Source organism: Burkholderia vietnamiensis LMG 10929, assembly GCF_000959445.1.
Taxonomy (GTDB): domain Bacteria; phylum Pseudomonadota; class Gammaproteobacteria; order Burkholderiales; family Burkholderiaceae; genus Burkholderia; species Burkholderia vietnamiensis.
The window spans coordinates 965,831-983,173 of the sequence record NZ_CP009632.1 but is presented as its reverse complement, the minus strand read 5'-3'; the positions used below and the strand labels follow the sequence as shown (position 1 = coordinate 983,173).

13 protein-coding genes and 1 pseudogene are annotated in these 17,343 nt (G+C 66.4%); 5 read left to right on the top strand and 9 right to left on the bottom strand.

Going from position 1 to position 17,343, the window contains the following annotated elements:
- Window positions 1-68: 68 nt before the first annotated feature.
- The 7 genes from AK36_RS29165 to AK36_RS29135 form a co-directional block, all read right to left on the bottom strand.
- Window positions 69-1,655 carry a methyl-accepting chemotaxis protein gene (locus tag AK36_RS29165; RefSeq protein ID WP_045579995.1) on the bottom strand — a complete coding sequence of 529 codons (1,587 nt, stop codon included), beginning with the start codon at window positions 1,653-1,655 and terminating at the stop codon, window positions 69-71.
- A 130-nt stretch (window positions 1,656-1,785) separates the two neighbouring features.
- Window positions 1,786-3,306, bottom strand: coding sequence for a GGDEF domain-containing protein (locus AK36_RS29160; RefSeq protein WP_011880487.1), 1,521 nt, complete (start codon window positions 3,304-3,306; stop codon window positions 1,786-1,788).
- Window positions 3,307-3,524: 218 nt separating this feature from the next.
- A complete protein-coding gene (locus AK36_RS29155) occupies window positions 3,525-4,997 on the bottom strand; it encodes an NAD-dependent succinate-semialdehyde dehydrogenase (protein ID WP_045579828.1) in 1,473 nt (490 codons plus the stop codon).
- Between the two features lie 106 nt (window positions 4,998-5,103).
- Entirely contained in the window at window positions 5,104-5,595 is a 492-nt protein-coding gene (locus tag AK36_RS29150) for an Lrp/AsnC family transcriptional regulator (protein ID WP_011880485.1), read from the bottom strand.
- An 86-nt stretch (window positions 5,596-5,681) separates the two neighbouring features.
- The gene (locus AK36_RS29145; RefSeq protein WP_045579827.1) at window positions 5,682-7,082 is read right to left on the bottom strand and encodes an aspartate aminotransferase family protein; all 1,401 of its coding nucleotides are present in this window, start codon (window positions 7,080-7,082) and stop codon (window positions 5,682-5,684) included.
- A gap of 158 nt (window positions 7,083-7,240) precedes the next feature.
- Window positions 7,241-8,167 carry a 2-hydroxyacid dehydrogenase gene (locus tag AK36_RS29140; protein ID WP_011880483.1) on the bottom strand — a complete coding sequence of 309 codons (927 nt, stop codon included), beginning with the start codon at window positions 8,165-8,167 and terminating at the stop codon, window positions 7,241-7,243.
- An 8-nt stretch (window positions 8,168-8,175) separates the two neighbouring features.
- Window positions 8,176-9,036 (bottom strand): GNAT family N-acetyltransferase, encoded by an 861-nt coding sequence (locus tag AK36_RS29135; RefSeq protein WP_011880482.1) that lies wholly within the window; start codon window positions 9,034-9,036, stop codon window positions 8,176-8,178.
- Between the two features lie 22 nt (window positions 9,037-9,058).
- Between AK36_RS29135 and AK36_RS33785 the strand changes: the two genes are divergently transcribed.
- From AK36_RS33785 to AK36_RS29125, 3 genes are all read left to right on the top strand, one after another.
- Window positions 9,059-9,403, top strand: coding sequence for a hypothetical protein (locus tag AK36_RS33785; RefSeq protein ID WP_155624968.1), 345 nt, complete (start codon window positions 9,059-9,061; stop codon window positions 9,401-9,403).
- A 65-nt stretch (window positions 9,404-9,468) separates the two neighbouring features.
- Complete coding sequence (locus AK36_RS29130; RefSeq protein WP_011880480.1) at window positions 9,469-10,137, top strand: haloacid dehalogenase type II; 669 nt, start codon at window positions 9,469-9,471, stop codon at window positions 10,135-10,137.
- A gap of 167 nt (window positions 10,138-10,304) precedes the next feature.
- Entirely contained in the window at window positions 10,305-11,843 is a 1,539-nt protein-coding gene (locus tag AK36_RS29125; protein WP_045579826.1) for a methyl-accepting chemotaxis protein, read from the top strand.
- Between the two features lie 133 nt (window positions 11,844-11,976).
- On the opposite strand, the pseudogene AK36_RS34805 reads toward AK36_RS29125, so the two are convergent.
- Window positions 11,977-12,058, bottom strand: a pseudogene (locus AK36_RS34805) (transposase); the annotation flags it as partial.
- Window positions 12,059-12,417: 359 nt separating this feature from the next.
- Between AK36_RS34805 and AK36_RS29115 the strand changes: the two are divergent.
- Window positions 12,418-14,310, top strand: coding sequence for a methyl-accepting chemotaxis protein (locus AK36_RS29115; protein ID WP_011880478.1), 1,893 nt, complete (start codon window positions 12,418-12,420; stop codon window positions 14,308-14,310).
- Between the two features lie 162 nt (window positions 14,311-14,472).
- Entirely contained in the window at window positions 14,473-15,492 is a 1,020-nt protein-coding gene (locus AK36_RS29110) for an IS110 family RNA-guided transposase (RefSeq protein ID WP_045579824.1), read from the top strand.
- Window positions 15,493-15,835: 343 nt separating this feature from the next.
- On the opposite strand, the gene AK36_RS29105 is transcribed toward AK36_RS29110, so the two are convergent.
- Window positions 15,836-17,239, bottom strand: a complete 1,404-nt coding sequence (locus tag AK36_RS29105; protein ID WP_011880477.1) for an aminotransferase-like domain-containing protein — start codon at window positions 17,237-17,239, stop codon at window positions 15,836-15,838.
- Window positions 17,240-17,343 lie beyond the last annotated feature (104 nt).

Genomic DNA, 17,343 nt, shown 5'->3' with positions numbered 1-17,343 from the left:
GAATGCTCACTATTTGGTGAATTCGTGCTGCAAAACGTTTGCGGCCAGTATGAACCGGCCGCGTGCGGCTACGCGTGGGCTGCGCTCTCATCGAGTCGAAACAGCGCGACTGCGTTGGCCAGCTGGCTGCCCTGTTCTTCGAGCGATCGGGATGCGGCGGCCGCTTCCTCGACGAGCGCGGCATTTTGCTGCGTGACTTCATCCATCTGTGTGATCGCCAGCGTGACCTGCTCGATGCCGCGGCTTTGCTCGCTCGACGCCGCCGCGATCTCGCCCATGATGTCCGTCACCCGCGCGACGGCCTGCGTCACCTGGCTCATCGTGTCGCCCGCGTGGTTCGCGAGGCGCGATCCGTCTTCGATCTTCTCCACCGAATGCGAGATCAGCTCGCGAATTTCCTTCGCGGCGCTCGACGAGCGCTGGGCGAGGCTTCTGACCTCGCTCGCGACCACTGCGAAGCCGCGCCCTTGCTCGCCGGCGCGGGCCGCCTCGACGGCCGCGTTCAGCGCGAGGATGTTGGTCTGGAACGCGATGCTTTCGATGATCCCGGTGATATCGGCGATCTTGGCTGAACCGGCGCTGATGTCAGTCATCGTCTCGACCATCGATCCGACCGCGACGTTGCCGCGCTGTGCGACTTGCGACGCGTTGTCGGCCAGCGCTCTGGCCTGCTGGGCGTTGTCGGCGTTCAGCCGCACGGTCGACGTCAATTGCTCCATGCTCGACGCGGTTTCCTGCAGCGATGCGGCCTGCTGTTCGGTGCGGGACGACAGGTCGACGTTGCCGGACGCGATCTGGCTCGCTCCCGCCGCGACGTTGCTCGACGCGGCGCGGACCTGCGCGATCAGCCGCACGAGGTTCGCCTGCATTTCGTGCATCGACGCCAGCACGCTGCCGCGCGGTGCAGCGGCGCTCGCGGCGTTGCCGGCGAGGTCGCCGGCAGCGATGCGCTGCGCGATGCCGTTGAGCATTGCCGGTTCGGTGCCGAGCGAGCGGATCAGGTCGCGCGCGATCGCCCAGCCGGCCACCATCGCACCGACCGCCGCGGCGAGGCAGATGGCGATCTGCAGCAGCCGTTGCGACGTATAGCGGTCGCCCGAATCGGTCACGAGCTGCGCGGCCCGCTCGCGCGAATAGGTCGCAAAGGCGTCGGTCGCGGCGACGAGCCGGACCAGCAGCGGGCGGCACTGTTCGTCGATCATCGTGATCGCCTGATCGCGCCGGTTGTTCACGGCGGCATCGACGATCGCGCGCGCGACGGGCCCGTAGCTGGTCTCGACCGTGTCGATCTGTCTGACGAGTTCGCGCGCCTTGTCGGTCGCGTCGGTGCCCGGGCCGACGGCGAGCCGCAACTGGCGAAGCAGGGTGCCGACGTCGCGGTCCGCCTGCAGCGCCGCCTCCTTTTCGTGTTCGACGTCGGCCGCGGAGCCTGCGAGCACGATGTTGCGCGCGGCGATTGCGCGCCGGTCAACCGCGACGTGCACGCGGTCGGCGAGCGTCGCGCGCGCGTTGATGCCGTTCACGTAGTCCGAGAACCTCCCATGCGCGCGGCTGAGGGAGACGATGCCGAGCACCGACACCAGCAGCACGACGCAGGTCAGAACCCCGAACGCGAGCATCAACTTCGCGCGAATGGTCAACGGCTTGTTACTCATCTTGCACATCCTGTCATGTAATTCGATAGCGTTCCGGATGGCGCGCACGGTACATGAAGGATATGGGGGTGTGAATCGCCCAATCGTTTGCGGGTCGCGTATGCTCAAACGAACGATCGAAGCGGTACGGTCAAGCCGGTTGCGCAAACGATTTCGCGTCCGCGCGGCACACGCGATTGCGGCCCTGGCGCTTCGCCGTGTAGAGCGCGAGGTCCGCGTGATGCGACAGGGCCTGCACGGATTTCGGGTGGCCGCGATGCGCGGTCGCGCAGCCGATGCTGACCGTGAACGCGGGCATCGTCGCGTCGAATCCGTCGAGGCAGTTGCGCTCCACCGCGCCGCGAATCGCTTCCGCGACGGTCGCCGCGCCGCTCTCGTCGGTATCGGGCAGCACGGCGACGAATTCCTCGCCGCCGTAGCGCGCGGCCAGATCGCCGCGCCGTCGCGTATGGGCGCGGATGCATTCGGCGAGAAAACGCAGCGCGGTATCGCCTTGCGCATGGCCGTAGCGGTCGTTGTACTGCTTGAAGTGATCGGCGTCGATGAACAGCATCGACAGGCTGCCGTCGTTGCCGCGCTGCAGGCGCTGCCATTCGTCGGCGAGCGCTGCGTCGAGCGCGCGGCGATTGTGCAGGCCGGTCAGCGGATCGGTGCGGGTGAGGTCGGTGAGCAGCGTCTGCTTGCGCAGGTTGTCGCGCAGCGCGAACGCGAGCAGCCACATGACCGCGCAGAACAGCGCACCGATCACGGACGCCGACACGCCGACCTTCCATGACAGCCGCGTGATGTCGGCCAGCACGTCCTGTTCGGCCGGCGCGACCACCGCGATTAGCGGCGTGCCCGGCACCTGCTGGTACGTATACAGTCGCAAGGTCCCATCGATGCTCGAGCGCGCCGCGTAGAAGCCCGATTCGTGCTGCACCATCCGTTCGAACGCCTTCGAGCGACGCAGGCGCACCATCTGGCCATCGCTCAGCGGTGGGTTGCGCGCGAGTATCGTGCCGTCGGCGCGCAGGATCGCGCTGATGCCGTGGGGCCCGACGTTCAGGCGCGACAGCAGCCGGTCGAAATACGCGAGGTCGATGGCGACCACCGCGATGCCCTCGAACGTATGGTCCGGCCGTTCGATACGGCGCGACAGCGCGATCGATTCGGTGCCGCCGCGCGAGCGCGCACGGTACGCCTGGGATACGTAGAGGCCCACGCTGTCCGAATCGCGATGGACCTTGAAGTAGTCGCGATCGCTGAAATCCCAGCGGTGCGACGGGCCGCAGCAGCCGTCGATCAGTCGTCCGTAGCGGTCGGTCACGCCCATGCCGGTCACGTATTGCGCGGCCGTGCGCTCGAACAGCAGATCATGGCGCAAGCCGGCATTCATGCGGGCCATCGCCGGGTTGCGAATATTGGTCGCGAGCGACGCGAGCGCGCTGTTCGACGTCTCGACGGTGCGTGCGACCTCGCTCGCGAGCACGGCGGCGACGTTGCGCGAGTTTTCCCGCGCGTGCTCCACGACCTCGCTGCGCGCGGCCCATAGCGTCGCCGCGCTGATGCCGAGCGCCGCGACCGACATCAGCGTGCCGAGTACGCCGACGACCAGATGGTGGCGGCCGGCCCAGTCGGCAATTTTCTCGATCGAAAGAGTTGCAGGCATTGGTCGCGCTCGTTCCGGAAGCCGGCCGCGACTGACGCGGCCGGGTCAAATCCGTGTTAACGGCAGGACTGCCCAGAAATCGAGGCCGGCATGCGGGGCGATGATGGCGGCGGCGCAACCGGCTATGGGCCGGCTGCGGCCGTTTATGCGATGCGATCGTGACAATCGCGGCAATCGTCGCGCTGGTTGCGCTTGGCGAATCGGCGCCGCCCAACCGATCAGTCGAGCCCGCCCTGGCACAGATACTTGATCGACAGGTAGTCGTCGAGGCCGTACTTCGAGCCTTCGCGGCCGTAGCCCGACTCCTTCACGCCGCCGAACGGCGCGGCCTCGCTCGCCAGCGCGCCTTCGTTGATGCCGACGATGCCGGTTTCGAGCCGCGCCGACACGCGTGCGATGCGCCGCACGTCCTGCGTGTAGAAATACGCGGCGAGCCCGAACGGCGTGTCATTGGCGGCGTCGACGGCCTGTTCCTCGGTATCGAACCGGAACAGCGCGGCGACCGGCCCGAAGGTTTCCTCGCAGCTCAGCTGCATATCGGCGGTGGCGTCGGCCAGCACCGTCGGCGCGTAGTAGTTCGGGCCGAGCTGCGACAGCCGCCTGCCGCCGGTCAGCACGCGCGCGCCGCGTTCGAGCGCGTCGCCGACGTGGCGCGCGATCTTGTCGACCGCGCGCGCGTTGATCATCGGGCCGATCTGCGCGGCCGGATCGGTCGCCGGCGCGAGCTTCAGCGCGGCGACGCGCGCGGCCAGCTTCGCGGCGAACGCATCGTAGACACCGGCCTGCACGTACACGCGGTTCGGCGACACGCAGGTCTGGCCGCCGTTGCGGAACTTGGCGGCCATCAGCCCGTCGACCGCGGCGTCGAGCTGCGCATCGTCGAACACGATGAACGGCGCATTGCCGCCCAGCTCCAGCGACAGCTTCTTCAGCGTCGCCGCCGATTCGCGCGCGAGCAGCTTGCCGACCGCCGTGGAGCCGGTGAACGTGATCTTGCGCACGCGGGCATCGGCGAGCCAGTCGGCCACCGCGTCGATGCCGCGCTCGCGCGACGCGGCGATCAGGTTCAGCACGCCGGGCGGCACGCCGGCTTCCATCGCGAGGAAGCCGAGCGCGAGCGCGGTCAGCGGCGTGTCCTCGGCCGGCTTCGCGACGACCGTGCAGCCGGCCGCGAGCGCCGGCGCGATCTTGCGCGCGATCATCGCGAGCGGGAAATTCCACGGCGTGATCGCCGCGACGACGCCGATCGGCTCCTTCACCGCGCTGAGCTGCTTGCCGCGCTGCTGCTGCGGAATCAGATCGCCGTAGGTGCGCGTCGCTTCCTCGGCGAACCACAGCACGTACGACGCGCCGTATGCGACTTCGCCGCGCGCTTCGGCGAGCGGCTTGCCCTGTTCCAGCGACATCAGTTTCGCGAGATCGTCGGTGTGCGCGACGATCGCCGCATGCCACGCGCGCAGGATCGCCGCGCGCTCGCGCGCCGGTGTCGCGCGCCACGCGGGTAGCGCGCGGGCGGCCGCATCGGTCGCGGCGCGCGCGTCGGCCGCGCCGCTGTCGGGTGCGTAAGCGATCGTGTCGAGCGTCGCCGGGTTGGTGACATCGAAGCAACGGCCATCGAGCGCGGCGCGCCAGCTGCCGTCGACGAGATTGGCGGTGCGAACGAGTTCGGTGCGTGACAGCGTAAGCGGCATGACAGGTCCTTGCAATGAGGCGAAACGGTTCGGCGCCGGCGGCGCGCGCGCAACGACCCGGCGCGGCCGGCGTGCTGCCGCGTTGGGGGCTGCTGCGCGCCCGCCGTCAGTGGCGTTCGCCGAACAGCGATTCGAGCGGGTAGTGCCGTTTGACGAACGGCGATTTGATGATCACGTAACTGAAATACTTCTCGATGCCGATGTTCTGCTCGAGCAGCCCTTCGACGATCGTCTGGTAATGGCTCACGCTGCGCGTGATGAACTTCAGCAGATAGTCGTAGCCGCCGCTCGCGAGGTGGCACTCGACGATTTCATCGACGTTGCGGATCGCCGCGACGAACCGGTCGAAGTCTTCGCGCCGGTGGTCGGCCAGCGTGACTTCGGTAAAGACCACCTGCACGTCGCCGAGCTTCTCGAGCTGGATGTGTGCGCCGTAGCCGCCGATGTAGCCGGCCTTCTCGAGCCGCTTCACGCGGATCAGGCACGGACTGGGCGACAGCCCGACCGCATCGGCGAGCTCGACGTTGGTCATGCGACCGCGCTTTTGCAACTGGGTGAGGATGCGCAGGTCGATGCGATCCAGCTTGCTGTCCGTCATGTTCACGTGAGAGGGCAAAAATGGAATGTCCGGTTACTTTAGAGTCGAACGATGGCCGCCACAAGCCCGGCTTTCCCTCGTCCGGCTCAGGCCGGCTGCGCGTGGGCGGCGTCGAGCGCGCGTTGCACGCCCGGGTCGGCCAGCACGTCGTCGAGCGTCTTGCGCACGCGTTCGAACATCAGGTCGAATTCTCCCGCGGTGAAGCTCAGCGCCGGTGCGAAGCCGAGCACGCCGTCGCCGAACGCGCGAAACACCACGCCGTTCGCGTACGCGGCCGCGGCGATCTTGTCCGGCACGTTCAGCGCCGGGTCGAAGCGCGTCTTGCGCGCCTTGTCGGCCACCAGCTCGAGCGCGCCGAGCAGGCAGGCCGAACGCGCGTCGCCGACGAGCGGATGCGCGCGCAGCGCATCGAGCCCCGCGGCAAAGCGCGGCGCCTGCGCGCGGCCGTTCGCGAGCAGCCCGCCCTCGTGATAGAGCTTCAGCACCTCGAGGCCGATCGCCGCGCTGACCGGGTGCGCGGAATACGTATGACCATGGCCGACCACGGCCGATTCGGTACGGCTACCGGCGAGCCCCTCGTAGATTTCGTCGGACATCAGCACCGCGCCCATCGGCGCGTAGCCGGCGGTGAGCCCCTTCGCGACGGTCATCAGGTCCGGCTCGACGGATTCGGTTTCGCACGCGAACAGCGGGCCGGTGCGGCCGAAGCCCGTGATCACCTCGTCGGCGACGAACAGGATGCCGAGGCGCCGGCACGCGTCGCGCATCGCCTTCAGCCAGCCCGCCGGCGGCACGATCACGCCGCCCGAGCCCTGGATCGGCTCGCAGAAGAACGCGGCGACGTTGTCGGCGCCGAGCGCCGCGACCTTCGCCTCGAGCGCGGCGACCGAGGCGGCGATCAGCGCCTGCGGGTCGTCGCCGAGCGGATGGCGGTACGGGTAGGGCGACGGGATATGGTGCTGATCGGCGCGCGGCAGATCGAAATGACGGTGGAACGCGGGCAGCGCGGTCAGGCCGGCGCCGATCGACGACGAGCCGTGATAGCCGCGCTCGAGCGCGATCATCTGCTTCTTCGACGGGCGGCCGGTCGCGTTGAAGTAATGCGTGATGAAGCGCACCGCGGAGTCGACCGCGTCCGAGCCGCCGAGCGTGAAGTACACGCGGTTCAGCGACGGCGGCGCGAGCGCGGCGAGCCGTTCGGCGAGTTCGATCGCCGGCTGCGAGCCGAAATGGAAATAGCCGGTCGCGTAGGGCAGCTTCGCCATCTGCTCGGCGGCGGCCTTCACGATGCTCTCGCGGCCGTAGCCGACGTTCACGCACCACAGGCCCGAGAACGCGTCGAGCAGCGTATGGCCGTCGCCATCGCGCAGGAACACGCCGTCGGCGGATTCGAGCACGGTGACGCCGCGCGCTTCGTGCGCGCGATAGTTGACGACGGGATGGATCAGATGTTGACGATCGGCTTCGATCAGCGCGGCTTGGTTCATGGCGGGGCGGGGTTCTCGTCGGGTGTCAGCGATGAGTTCATGCTACCGGGCGAGAATTCCACATGCGTCTTCAATTTGCGGGCGGAAACGTATGGAGACGGCGTTTGCGCGGGGCGCTTCGGCATTTTCTGCTGCGCGCCCCGCGGGGCAGGGGCGCGTCAGTAGCCGCGCGCGCGATCGACGACGCCGATCATCGGTTGTCCCGCGCGATGGCGCGCGAGGTTGGCGAGCACGGCGTCGACCGCGCCGTCGGGCCGCGTCGCGCTGGCGATGTGCGGCGTGATCCGGATGCGCGGGTGCGTCCAGAACGGATGGCCGGCCGGCAACGGTTCGGGGTCCGTCACGTCGAGGATCGCGCTGTCGAGGCGGCCGCCGTCGAGCGCGTCGAGCAGCGCGCTCGCGTCGAGCTGCTCGCCGCGGCCGACCTGCACGAGCGACGCGCCGGCCGGCAGCGCGTCGAACACGCGCGCGCCCAGCAGCCCGCGCGTGGCGTCGGTGAGCGGCAGCAGGCAGATCAGAATGTCGGTGCTGGCCAGGAACACATCGAGCGCCGCGTCGCCCGCGTAGCAGTCGACGCCGTCGAGCGCGCGCGGCGTGCGGCTCCAGCCCGCGCACGGGAAGCCGAAGCGCCGCAGCGTGTCGAGCACGGCCTGGCCGAGCGTGCCGAGGCCCAGCACGCCGACGCGCCGCGATGCGGCCGCGCGCACCGGCTTCTCGCGCCACACTTGCGCGCGCTGTTGGGCCGCGTAGTCGAACAGGTCGCGATGGATCGTCAGCACGGCCTGCGTCACGTATTCGACCATCCCTTCGACGATCCCCGGCTCGATCATCCGCACGACCGGAATGTGCGCGGGCACGCGCGACAGGTCGAACTGGTCGATGCCGGCGCCCACCGAGAAGATGACCTCGAGATTCGGCAGCAGCGCGGCCGGGTCGTCCGGCGGCTGCCAGGCGGCGAGATAGCGGACGGCCGCGGCGTCGCCGAGGTCCGGCCAGATCCGGAACGCGAGGTCCGGCGCCCGTTGTGCGAAGCGCTGCGCCCATTGCGCGCCGCGCACCGGGTCGGCTTTGTACAGGAAGCTCATCGCGCGGCTCAGCCGAGTGCCTGATTGACGATCGCGAACGCGCGCAGCGCCGGGTCGCGCTCGGGCGCCGCGCCGCGCGCCATCGCGACGACGGTATCGACGCGCGGCAGGCCGAGCCCCTGCAGCCAGTCCGACAGCCCGCTATCGCCCGGTACGTCGAGGCGCACGAACATGCCTTCGTGCAGCGCGAGCCAGTGGCTGATCAGCGCCTGCGCACGCAGCGCATCGGGCGCGATCACGGGGCCGATCACGTGGCCGCGGCCGAAGCGGCGGAACAGCGCGAAGCCGAGCAGTTCGCCGTCGCGGTCGAGCGCGATGCCGTTGGCGACGTCGAGCAGCGCGTCGATCACCGTGCCGCGCGCATGGCCGGCGGCGCGCGACGCGAGCGCCGCGAGGCGCGGCCCGTCGTTGACGCCGAGCGGGCGCAGGCGTTCGCCGGGCGGCAGCGAGATCAGCGGCGGCTGGAACGCGGCGCCCTGATGCTGGTCGATGGTGCCGATCGCTGCGAAGCCGAATTTCACGTAGAGCGGTTCGCCGGACGGCGTCGCATGGAGGAAGATGGTGCGCGCGCCGAGGCTGTCGATCACGCGTGCGAGCAGCTCGCGGCCGATGCCGCGGCCCTGCTGCTCGGGCGACACGATCACCATGCCGAGCGACGCGCAGGCGTCGTCGAAGCGCCAGCCGAGCGCGGTGCCGACGACGCCCGATTCGTCCTCGGCGACGAAGCCGCTGCCGAGCTGGAATGCGAAGCGCCAGTCCTCGACGCGGTGCGGCCACTTGACCGCCTCCGACAGCCGGTGCGCGGCGCTCAGGTCGGTTTCGGCGAAGGGGCGATAGGTAAGCGTGCTGGAAGGGTTGAGGTCGGACACGCCGGACTCCGGATGGATGGGAATGACCCGCTCACTCTGCCAGCGCGGTTGCCGCGCGGATAGGACGATTCGCCTGTTTTGCGGCGGCTGCCGCCGCGCCCGCGAGATCGACGCAAACCCGCTCGATCCGTGCCGACGAACGCGTGGAGCGTGCCGGCAAGGGCCGCCAATCCGACAGCTCCTGCTGTGGGAATGCCACTACGATGACGGCAGGGTGGCGCTGCCGCTTGCAGAACGGCTCGCCGAACGGCTTGCCGTGCGGCGCCTGCCGGCCGCGCCGCAGATCGTGCTGCACGCGCCCGGCAACACGCGGCGATTCTGCCTTTTGAGCGGCGCCGAACGATGCGCGAACGACTTTTTGCCTTGATTCAATTTCGTTGAACCCAGCCCGTCCCCGGCCCTGCCGGGGCTTCACACCGACAGGACGTCACCATGATCCAGTTTGAACCCAAGTTCATCACCTTCGACTGCTACGGCACGCTGACCCGTTTCCGGATGGCCGACATGGCGCGCGAGGTCTACGGGGACCGGCTTTCGCCGGTCGCGCTCGAGGACTTCGTGCGCGCGTTCGCCGCGTATCGGCTCGACGAGGTGCTGGGCGCATGGAAGCCGTATCGCGACGTCGTCGTCAACGCGATCCGCCGCACCTGTGCGCGGATCGGCGTGAAGTTCGACGAAGCCGAGGCCGAAAGTTTCTATCTGGCCGTGCCGACGTGGGGCCCGCATCCGGACGTGCCGGCCGGGCTGTCGCGGCTGGCGAGCAAATACAAGCTCGTCATCCTGTCGAATGCGTCGGACGACCAGATCATGAGCAACGTCGACAAGCTCGGCGCGCCGTTCCATGCGGTGTTCACCGCGCAGCAGGCGCAGTCGTACAAGCCTCGGATGCAGGGCTTCGAATACATGTTCGACAAGCTCGGCTGCAAGCCCGAGGACGTGTTGCACGTGTCGTCGAGCCTGCGCTACGACCTGATGACGGCCGAGGATCTCGGCATCAAGCACAAGGCGTTCGTGAACCGCGGCCACGAGCCGGGCACGCCGTTCTACAACTACTACGAAGTCTCGGACATCGGCCATCTCGCGACGCAGCTCGGCCTGTGAGCGACGCGCGCGCCTGCGCCGGCAGGCGGCGCGCCATGCAGGCGGCCGCTTGCATGGCGCGTGCGCTCAACGCACGGATCGAGGGTAAATACCGATAAGGACTCATTCAAGATGGGGCCGGTCGAGCCGATATATGTACCAGACGGTTAATATATCGAGGCCCCCGCATGAAGTTGTCCACGAAACTGCTGCTGTTGGTCGCCGCGGCGCTGCTCGGCGTCGTGTTGCTCGCCGCGATGTCGCTGTACACGCTGCGCGACGCGCTGATCGACAGCCGCCGCGACGAGATCGTGATTCTTCTGACGAAGGCCGAGCATCTGGTCGATTCGTACCGCGCGATGCAGGCGAACGGCACGCTGACCGCTGAGCAGGCGCAGCAGCAGGCCAAGGCCGCGCTGTCGGCGCTGAATGCGAATTCGAAGAGCTACTTCTGGGTCACGACGTCGGACGGCGTCAATCTCGTGCATCCGAACGCGAAGTTCATCGGCACCCGCGCCAAGGGCAATCGCACGACGGGCGGCCTGTCGGACAGCGACGCCTACCGCGAGGGGATGGCGCGCGATCACTTCGCGCTCGTCGACGTGCTGATCAAGCGCAGCCCCGACGCCGACCTTGAGCCGAAACTTCAGGGCGTGGTGGCCATTCCGGACTGGAACTGGTGGATCGGCACGGGCTTTTTCTACGACGACATCAACACCGTGTTCAGCCGGCTCGCGTGGGTGCTGGGCGGGATCACGCTGGTGATCGCCGCCGCGCTCGCGGCGATCGCGTGGGGCGTGCTGCGCAGCGTCAGGCGCACGCTGGGCGGCGAGCCGGCCCATGCGACGCAGATCGCCGCGCGCATCGCCGCCGGCGAGCTGGACGTGCAGTTCGACACCGCCGACGCGGCGCCGGGTAGCCTGCTCGTCGCGCTCGGCGACATGAAGGCACGGCTGACCGAGACCATCGCCGACATCCAGGCGACGACCCATTCGATCGCCGTCGGCACCGGCGAGATCGCGCAAGGCAATCTGGACCTGTCGCAGCGCACCGAGGAGCAGGCGGCGTCGTTGCAGCAAACGGCCGCGAGCATGGAACAGCTCACGTCGACGGTCAAACAGAACGCCGACAACGCGCGGCAGGCCGATGCGCTGGTGACCCGCGCGAAGGAGGCGACCGAGCTGGGCGGCGCGGCCGTGCAGGAAGTCGTCGAAACGATGCGGCAGATTGCCGATGGGTCGGTGCGGATCGCCGACATCACCGTCGTGATCGAAAGCATCGCGTTCCAGACCAACATTCTTGCGCTCAATGCCGCGGTGGAAGCGGCGCGGGCCGGCGAGGAAGGGCGCGGGTTCGCGGTCGTGGCGGCGGAGGTCCGCTCGCTGGCGCAGCGCAGCGCGGCGGCCGCGAAGGACATCAAGGGATTGATCGACGCGTCGGTCGAGCAGGCCGGTAGCGGCAGCCGGCTCGTCGAGGCGGCGGGCACGCGCATGACGGAGATCGTGCGGTCGATCGACCGGGTGGCCGCCATCATGGGCGAGATTTCCGCGGCATCGGCGGAGCAGAGCACCGGCATCGAGCAGGTCGGCCTGGCCGTCGCACAAATGGACGAAGTCACCCAGCAGAATGCGGCGCTGGTCGAGCAGGCGGCTGCGGCCGCGTCGTCGCTCGACGAACAGGCGGCGCGGCTCAGGGCGGCGGTGGCGGTGTTTAGGGTGGCGGCTTGATGGGGGTGGGGCGGGTGCTGCGTGCGGCGAGCACGTGCATCCGGCGATAGCTATATCGGCGCTTCTGCGCGGCGATGGCCATCATCCGGCCAGTCAGCGCTTCGTCGTCAACTCGGCGACGTGATTCGTAGTGGCACAGCTCCACCGGCTTCAGGCCAGCCTCGGCTTCCTTCAAGATGCCGATGATTTTGCTCTTCGGTGAATCGCCTTTTCATTGCCGTTCCTCTCTGGAACGGACTCTACACCGTCACCGTACTAAACGCCGGGAGCAGGTCGCTCGGAAGAACAGAAGAACGGGGCACTCGAGCACTACGTCAATCACGGGCGCTGCTTCACTTTCACTGCTTCGGTCTTCGACATGGGGTTCCCTCGACCTTTCATATCATGCTCCACGGGGGCATGAATCGGGACCTCCGTCGCATCTATGCCGACTACGAGCCATTGCACCCGGAACATCTCTGTAAGGGTTTTCCCGCCCCTCAAGAAAATTCAAGGCCTTGTCGAAAATACGTCTGCCGGGTGGGCTGTTGATGCTGCTTCCGGGGCCGTCAAACCAATCCTCTGAAGAATCGGAATGAAAGTATCGAATTCGATCGGTTTCAAGATCAACCTTGCGTTCGGTACTGCGCTGGTTCTCAGCGTCGCCGTGCTGGCGACCGTCGGCGCGCTGAATGTGCGCCACCAGGCCGTCAGCGAGTTCGAGCAATCGAGCCAAGCGCGCATCACACAGGCTGACGGCTCGCTCGACGGAACCTTCAGCGAAGTCGAGCAAAACCTCACGTATCTCGCACAAACCCCCGAGTTGACGTCGGCCGACGCCACCATCACGAACTATCTGACCCACACCGGCAAGATGACGCCTGACAGCAACGGTGGCGTTGAGCAGCGCATCTTCACGGTACTCAAGCAGTTCGGCGACGCGCACCCCAACATGCGCTACCTCGATATCGGCACGCACTGGGGCGGTTACGTGCAGTGGCCGTTGGAAACCATGAACGGCGACCACTACGATCCCCGTCAGCGGCCGTGGTATACCGCCGCCATGGCAACCCCCGACCGCGTGGCGCGGCCCGCGCCGTACCTGAGCGCGGCGGGCTCCGGCGGCGCAATCATTCCGTTCGCGCGGGTGGTCAAAAACGCCGGCGGCGAAGTGCTGGGCGTGCTCGAGGGTGACCTCTCCCTAGAAGGCTTCGCCAAGCTCACCAGCGGCATCCGCTTCGGCCAGAGTGGTTATCTGATCGTGACCGACAACAACGGCAAGGTGCTGATCGATCCGCGCGACAAGAGCCACGAATTCAAGGAATTCAAGTCGCTCGGCGGTGGCTACGACCAACTCGCGTCCGCCGCCGACGGCCGTGCTGTCGTGACGATCAACTCGACTCGCTACCAGGCCTATGCCTACACGTCGCGCAAAAACGGGTGGCGTTACTACGCGCTCGAGCCGGAGGCGGAGATGATGGCTGCCGCGAACCGGCTAACCTTCCAACTGGTCGGCACGGGCGCGCTGGTGATCGTGATCGCGCTGTTCGCGATGGTCGTGCTGAGCCGGCAAATCGTGGTACCGCTGCGCACGCTCGCGGATTCGATGCACGAGATCGCGGTCGGCGACGGCGACCTGACGCGGCGCCTGCCGGTCGTCAACAGCGACGAGGTCGGGCTGCTCGCGGGCCGCTTCAATGCATTCGTCGAGAAGCTGCACGGCGTGCTCGTCAAGGTGTCGTCGAGCATCAATCATCTCGAAACCGCCTCGCGCGAAGTCTCTTCTGGCAACAACGACCTATCTGCCCGAACCGAGCAGCAGGCCGCCTCGATCCAGCAGACCGCGGCCAGCATGGAGCAACTGGCCAGCACGGTGCGGGAGGCCGCCGATCGCGCCAAGCACGCCAACGCGATCGCGTCCGGCGCCGTCGCCACCGCGTGCCGCGGCGACGAGGCGGTGGCCGATGCCGCGAAAACCATGCTGGCGGCCGTGAACGAATCGGAGCGCGTCATCGGTATCGTCGGGATCATCGAGGGTATCGCGTTCCAGACCAACATCCTGGCGCTCAACGCAGCAGTGGAATCCGCGCGGGCCGGCGAGAGCGGCCGCGGCTTCGCGGTAGTCGCCTCCGAAGTGCGCAACCTCGCGCAGCGCTCGACCAGCGCGGCGAAGGAGATCAAGGCGCTGCTCGAAACCTCGGTCAGCAACGTGCGCGAAGGCGCCAGCCAGATCGGGCTGGCCGGCAAGACCATCGCGGAACTTAACGCGGCGGTGGGCAACGTCGCCCAGATCACCACCGAAATTTCGGCTGCGGCCGAGGAGCAAAGCCGCGCCATCGACGAGGTCAACCAGGCAGTCGCGTCGATGGACCAGAACACACAGCAGAACGCGGCGCTCGTCGAGGAAATCGCGGCGGCGTCCGAATCGCTGAGCGTGCAGGGACGCGACCTGCACGCGACGGTCGGCTTCTTCAGGCTACAAACATGACCCTGCCGCTCGAGACAGATCTGGATGCGGCGGTGACCGGTGAATGATATGAACGCCCCCCACCATCGCTGCGTGTAGCGTCGGCGGTACATTCGTGCCATGCGGTCGCTACTGAATAGAAATCGGTAGATCATATTGGCCTACTCAGCCGGAGGATCCATCATGACGCATACGATCGTGGGTGTGGACATCGCAAAAAACGTAATGCAGGTGCACTGGGTGGACCCCGAAACCGGTGAGATCGTGAACAGACCTGTGAAACGAGCGGCGTTTCTCGAATATTTTGCGAATCGTAGTCCCTGTCTTATCGGGATGGAATCCTGCAGCGGATCCCAACACTGGGCGCGGCGATTGATCGAGATGGGCCACCGGGTGAAGCTGATGCCAGCGAAATTCGTCAAGGCATTCAACATCCGCAACAAAAACGATGCTGCCGATGCTCGAGCAATCTGGATGGCTACGCAGATGGACAGCAAGGAAGTTGCCGTGAAGACCGAGGCTCAACAGGCAGTGCTCGCGCTGCATCGCATGCGGCAGCAACTGGTGAAGTTCCGCACGATGCAGATCAACAGCCTGCGCGGATTGCTGACCGAGTATGGCGAGGTGATGGGTGTCGGTCGAGCTGCGTTGGACAAATCCGTCGTTGGGGTTTTGGAAAGATTGTCGGGACGCCTGCCAGCGATACTGATCGAAACGTTACGCGAGCAATGGAAAGGTCTGGATGACCTCGATCGGCGGATCGGCCAGATCGAGCGCCGTTTGCATGAGTGGATGAAAGACGACCCGTCTGCCAAAGCAATTGCAATGATCCCAGGCGTAGGCCTGCTTACCGCAACGGTGGCAGTGGCAACGATGGGACAGGCCAAAGCCTTCAAATCCGGCCGAGAGTTTGCTGCGTGGCTCGGTCTCGTCCCGGGACAGACGGGTTCCGGCGGCAAGATAGAGCTACAGGGAATCAGTAAGCGAGGTGATACCTATCTCAGGACTTTGCTCGTGCACGGCGCGCGCAGCATCATCTACCGCGTGAGAGAGCCAGGTCTATGGGTGACGCAGATGAAACAGCGGCGTCCATTGAACGTCGTCATCGTCGCGATGGCCAACAAGCTTGCCCGAATAATCTGGGCAATGCTGGCACATCAGCGACCCTACCGGAAGGACTACGAAAGCGTTAAACCGGCCTGATTTCTCTGGTTTGTCTGAAAGTTGAGCTGAAGGGGTGGAACGTCAAAAGTTGCGGTGGCATTCGAGCGTGATGACAAGACAGGTAGGACCTGGGACTCACTAAGCCTGAAAAGTTGTCTGAGCCTGACCAGCTCGCGAGGTGAATGAGGCGTGAGTCTGCGGATTTCATAGGGGCCCGCAGCGAATCAGGCTGCAACAAGGCCGAATGTAGAGCTGCAGCCCATCCTGTTTTTCGAAGACTCGAAAGTCCGGCGCAAAGGGGGGCGTTCATGTAGACGACTTTAATTCGCGACGTGCAACTCGTGAATCGACGACCGCCCTCCGCAACACCGGTCAGCCAGCATCAGATCGTCCCGAACAGCGCTCTCGGACGGTCTTTGAGCGTCGCAGTCAACAACCTTAACGCACTCACCAGTTGATCACGGCTCGTCGCGCACGCGAGGTTGATGCGCACGCCGTGCTCGATCTCCGAACGGTCCACGGCAAACGCCGACGACGGCATCACCACCACGCCGCGCGCCTTCGCGTTGGCGGCGAAATCGTCAGCACGCCACGGCGGCGGCAACTTAAGCCATACGAACATGCACGCCGGATCGGTCTGCAGCAACTCCTGCGGCAACAGTTCGCACGCCAGATCCTGGCGCGCGCGAATTTCAGCAAGCTGTGCGTCCATGATGTGACGCGCGGTGCCGTCCTCGATCCAGATTGACGCGATCAGCATCGACATCGGCGCAGGCATCCACGCAGTGGTACGCACAGCCTCCGCGCATAGCGCTGAACTGTCCGGCGGACTCAGCAAATAGCCGAGCCGTAGTCCGGGTGCGAGGATTTTCGACGTCGCGGCGATGTGGAACGTCAGTTCCGGGCACAGGCTCGCGATCGTTTGCAGACGCTGCGACACCAGCGGCCCATACACATCGTCTTCGATGATCGCCACGCCATGCCGGCGCGCAATGTCGACGAGTGCCACCCGGCGCTCGAGACTCATCGTTATGACTGTCGGGTTCTGCAGATTCGGCACCGTGAAGATGGCCTTCACCGGCATGCGCCGGCACGCGCGCTCAACTGCGTCGGTGAGCAGACCATCGCGGTCGCTTGGGATGCCGACGATTTCAAACTGGAAAACCGGCGCAAGCGCTTTCAGGCCATAGTAGGTAAGTTGATCGGCGAGGATCACCCCGTCCGTGCCGATCAGGCTGTTCAAGACAGCATACAACCCGTGCTGTGCGCCGCTCGTCACCACCAAATGGTCTGCCGTCGGCTCAAAGCCGGGCGCGGCCATCCAGCGGGCACCGGCGGCGCGCGCCCATAGAGGCCCTTGCGGCGACTGATATTCCTGCAGTTGCGCGTAGCGCGGGTCGCTCGGCAAGTCCGCGAGTGTGCGCGCGAGGCAGGTCAGGAATTCACCGGTCGCAGGACGGTTCACGGTGAGGTCGATCGCCGCATTGCTCGGCGCCTGCGCGGGTTCGACGCTCGGCATCGCTCCGCCTGTCACCAGCGAGCCGCGTCTCTTGCTTCCAATCACCAGCCCGCGCAACTGCAATTCCTTGTAGGCGCGCGACACCGTCGACACATTGATGCCCAGGTCGGTTGCGAGTTGCCGCTGTGGCGGCAGGCGGCTGCCTGGCGGATAAACACCACGACGAATCTCGTTCTCGAGCGAACTCGACACCTCAATATAGGTGGATCGCTTTGCCTGGGCGGGCGCTACATGGGGGGCGCGTGCTGCGTCTTTGCCAGAAGCCATAAGAACAGATGTCTCCATACAAAACCGGCTTTGTCCGCAACTGTGCGGAGTTTTGCCGATTCTATACCAGACATGGACTACTGCGACGCTCTCCGGGAAGCGCC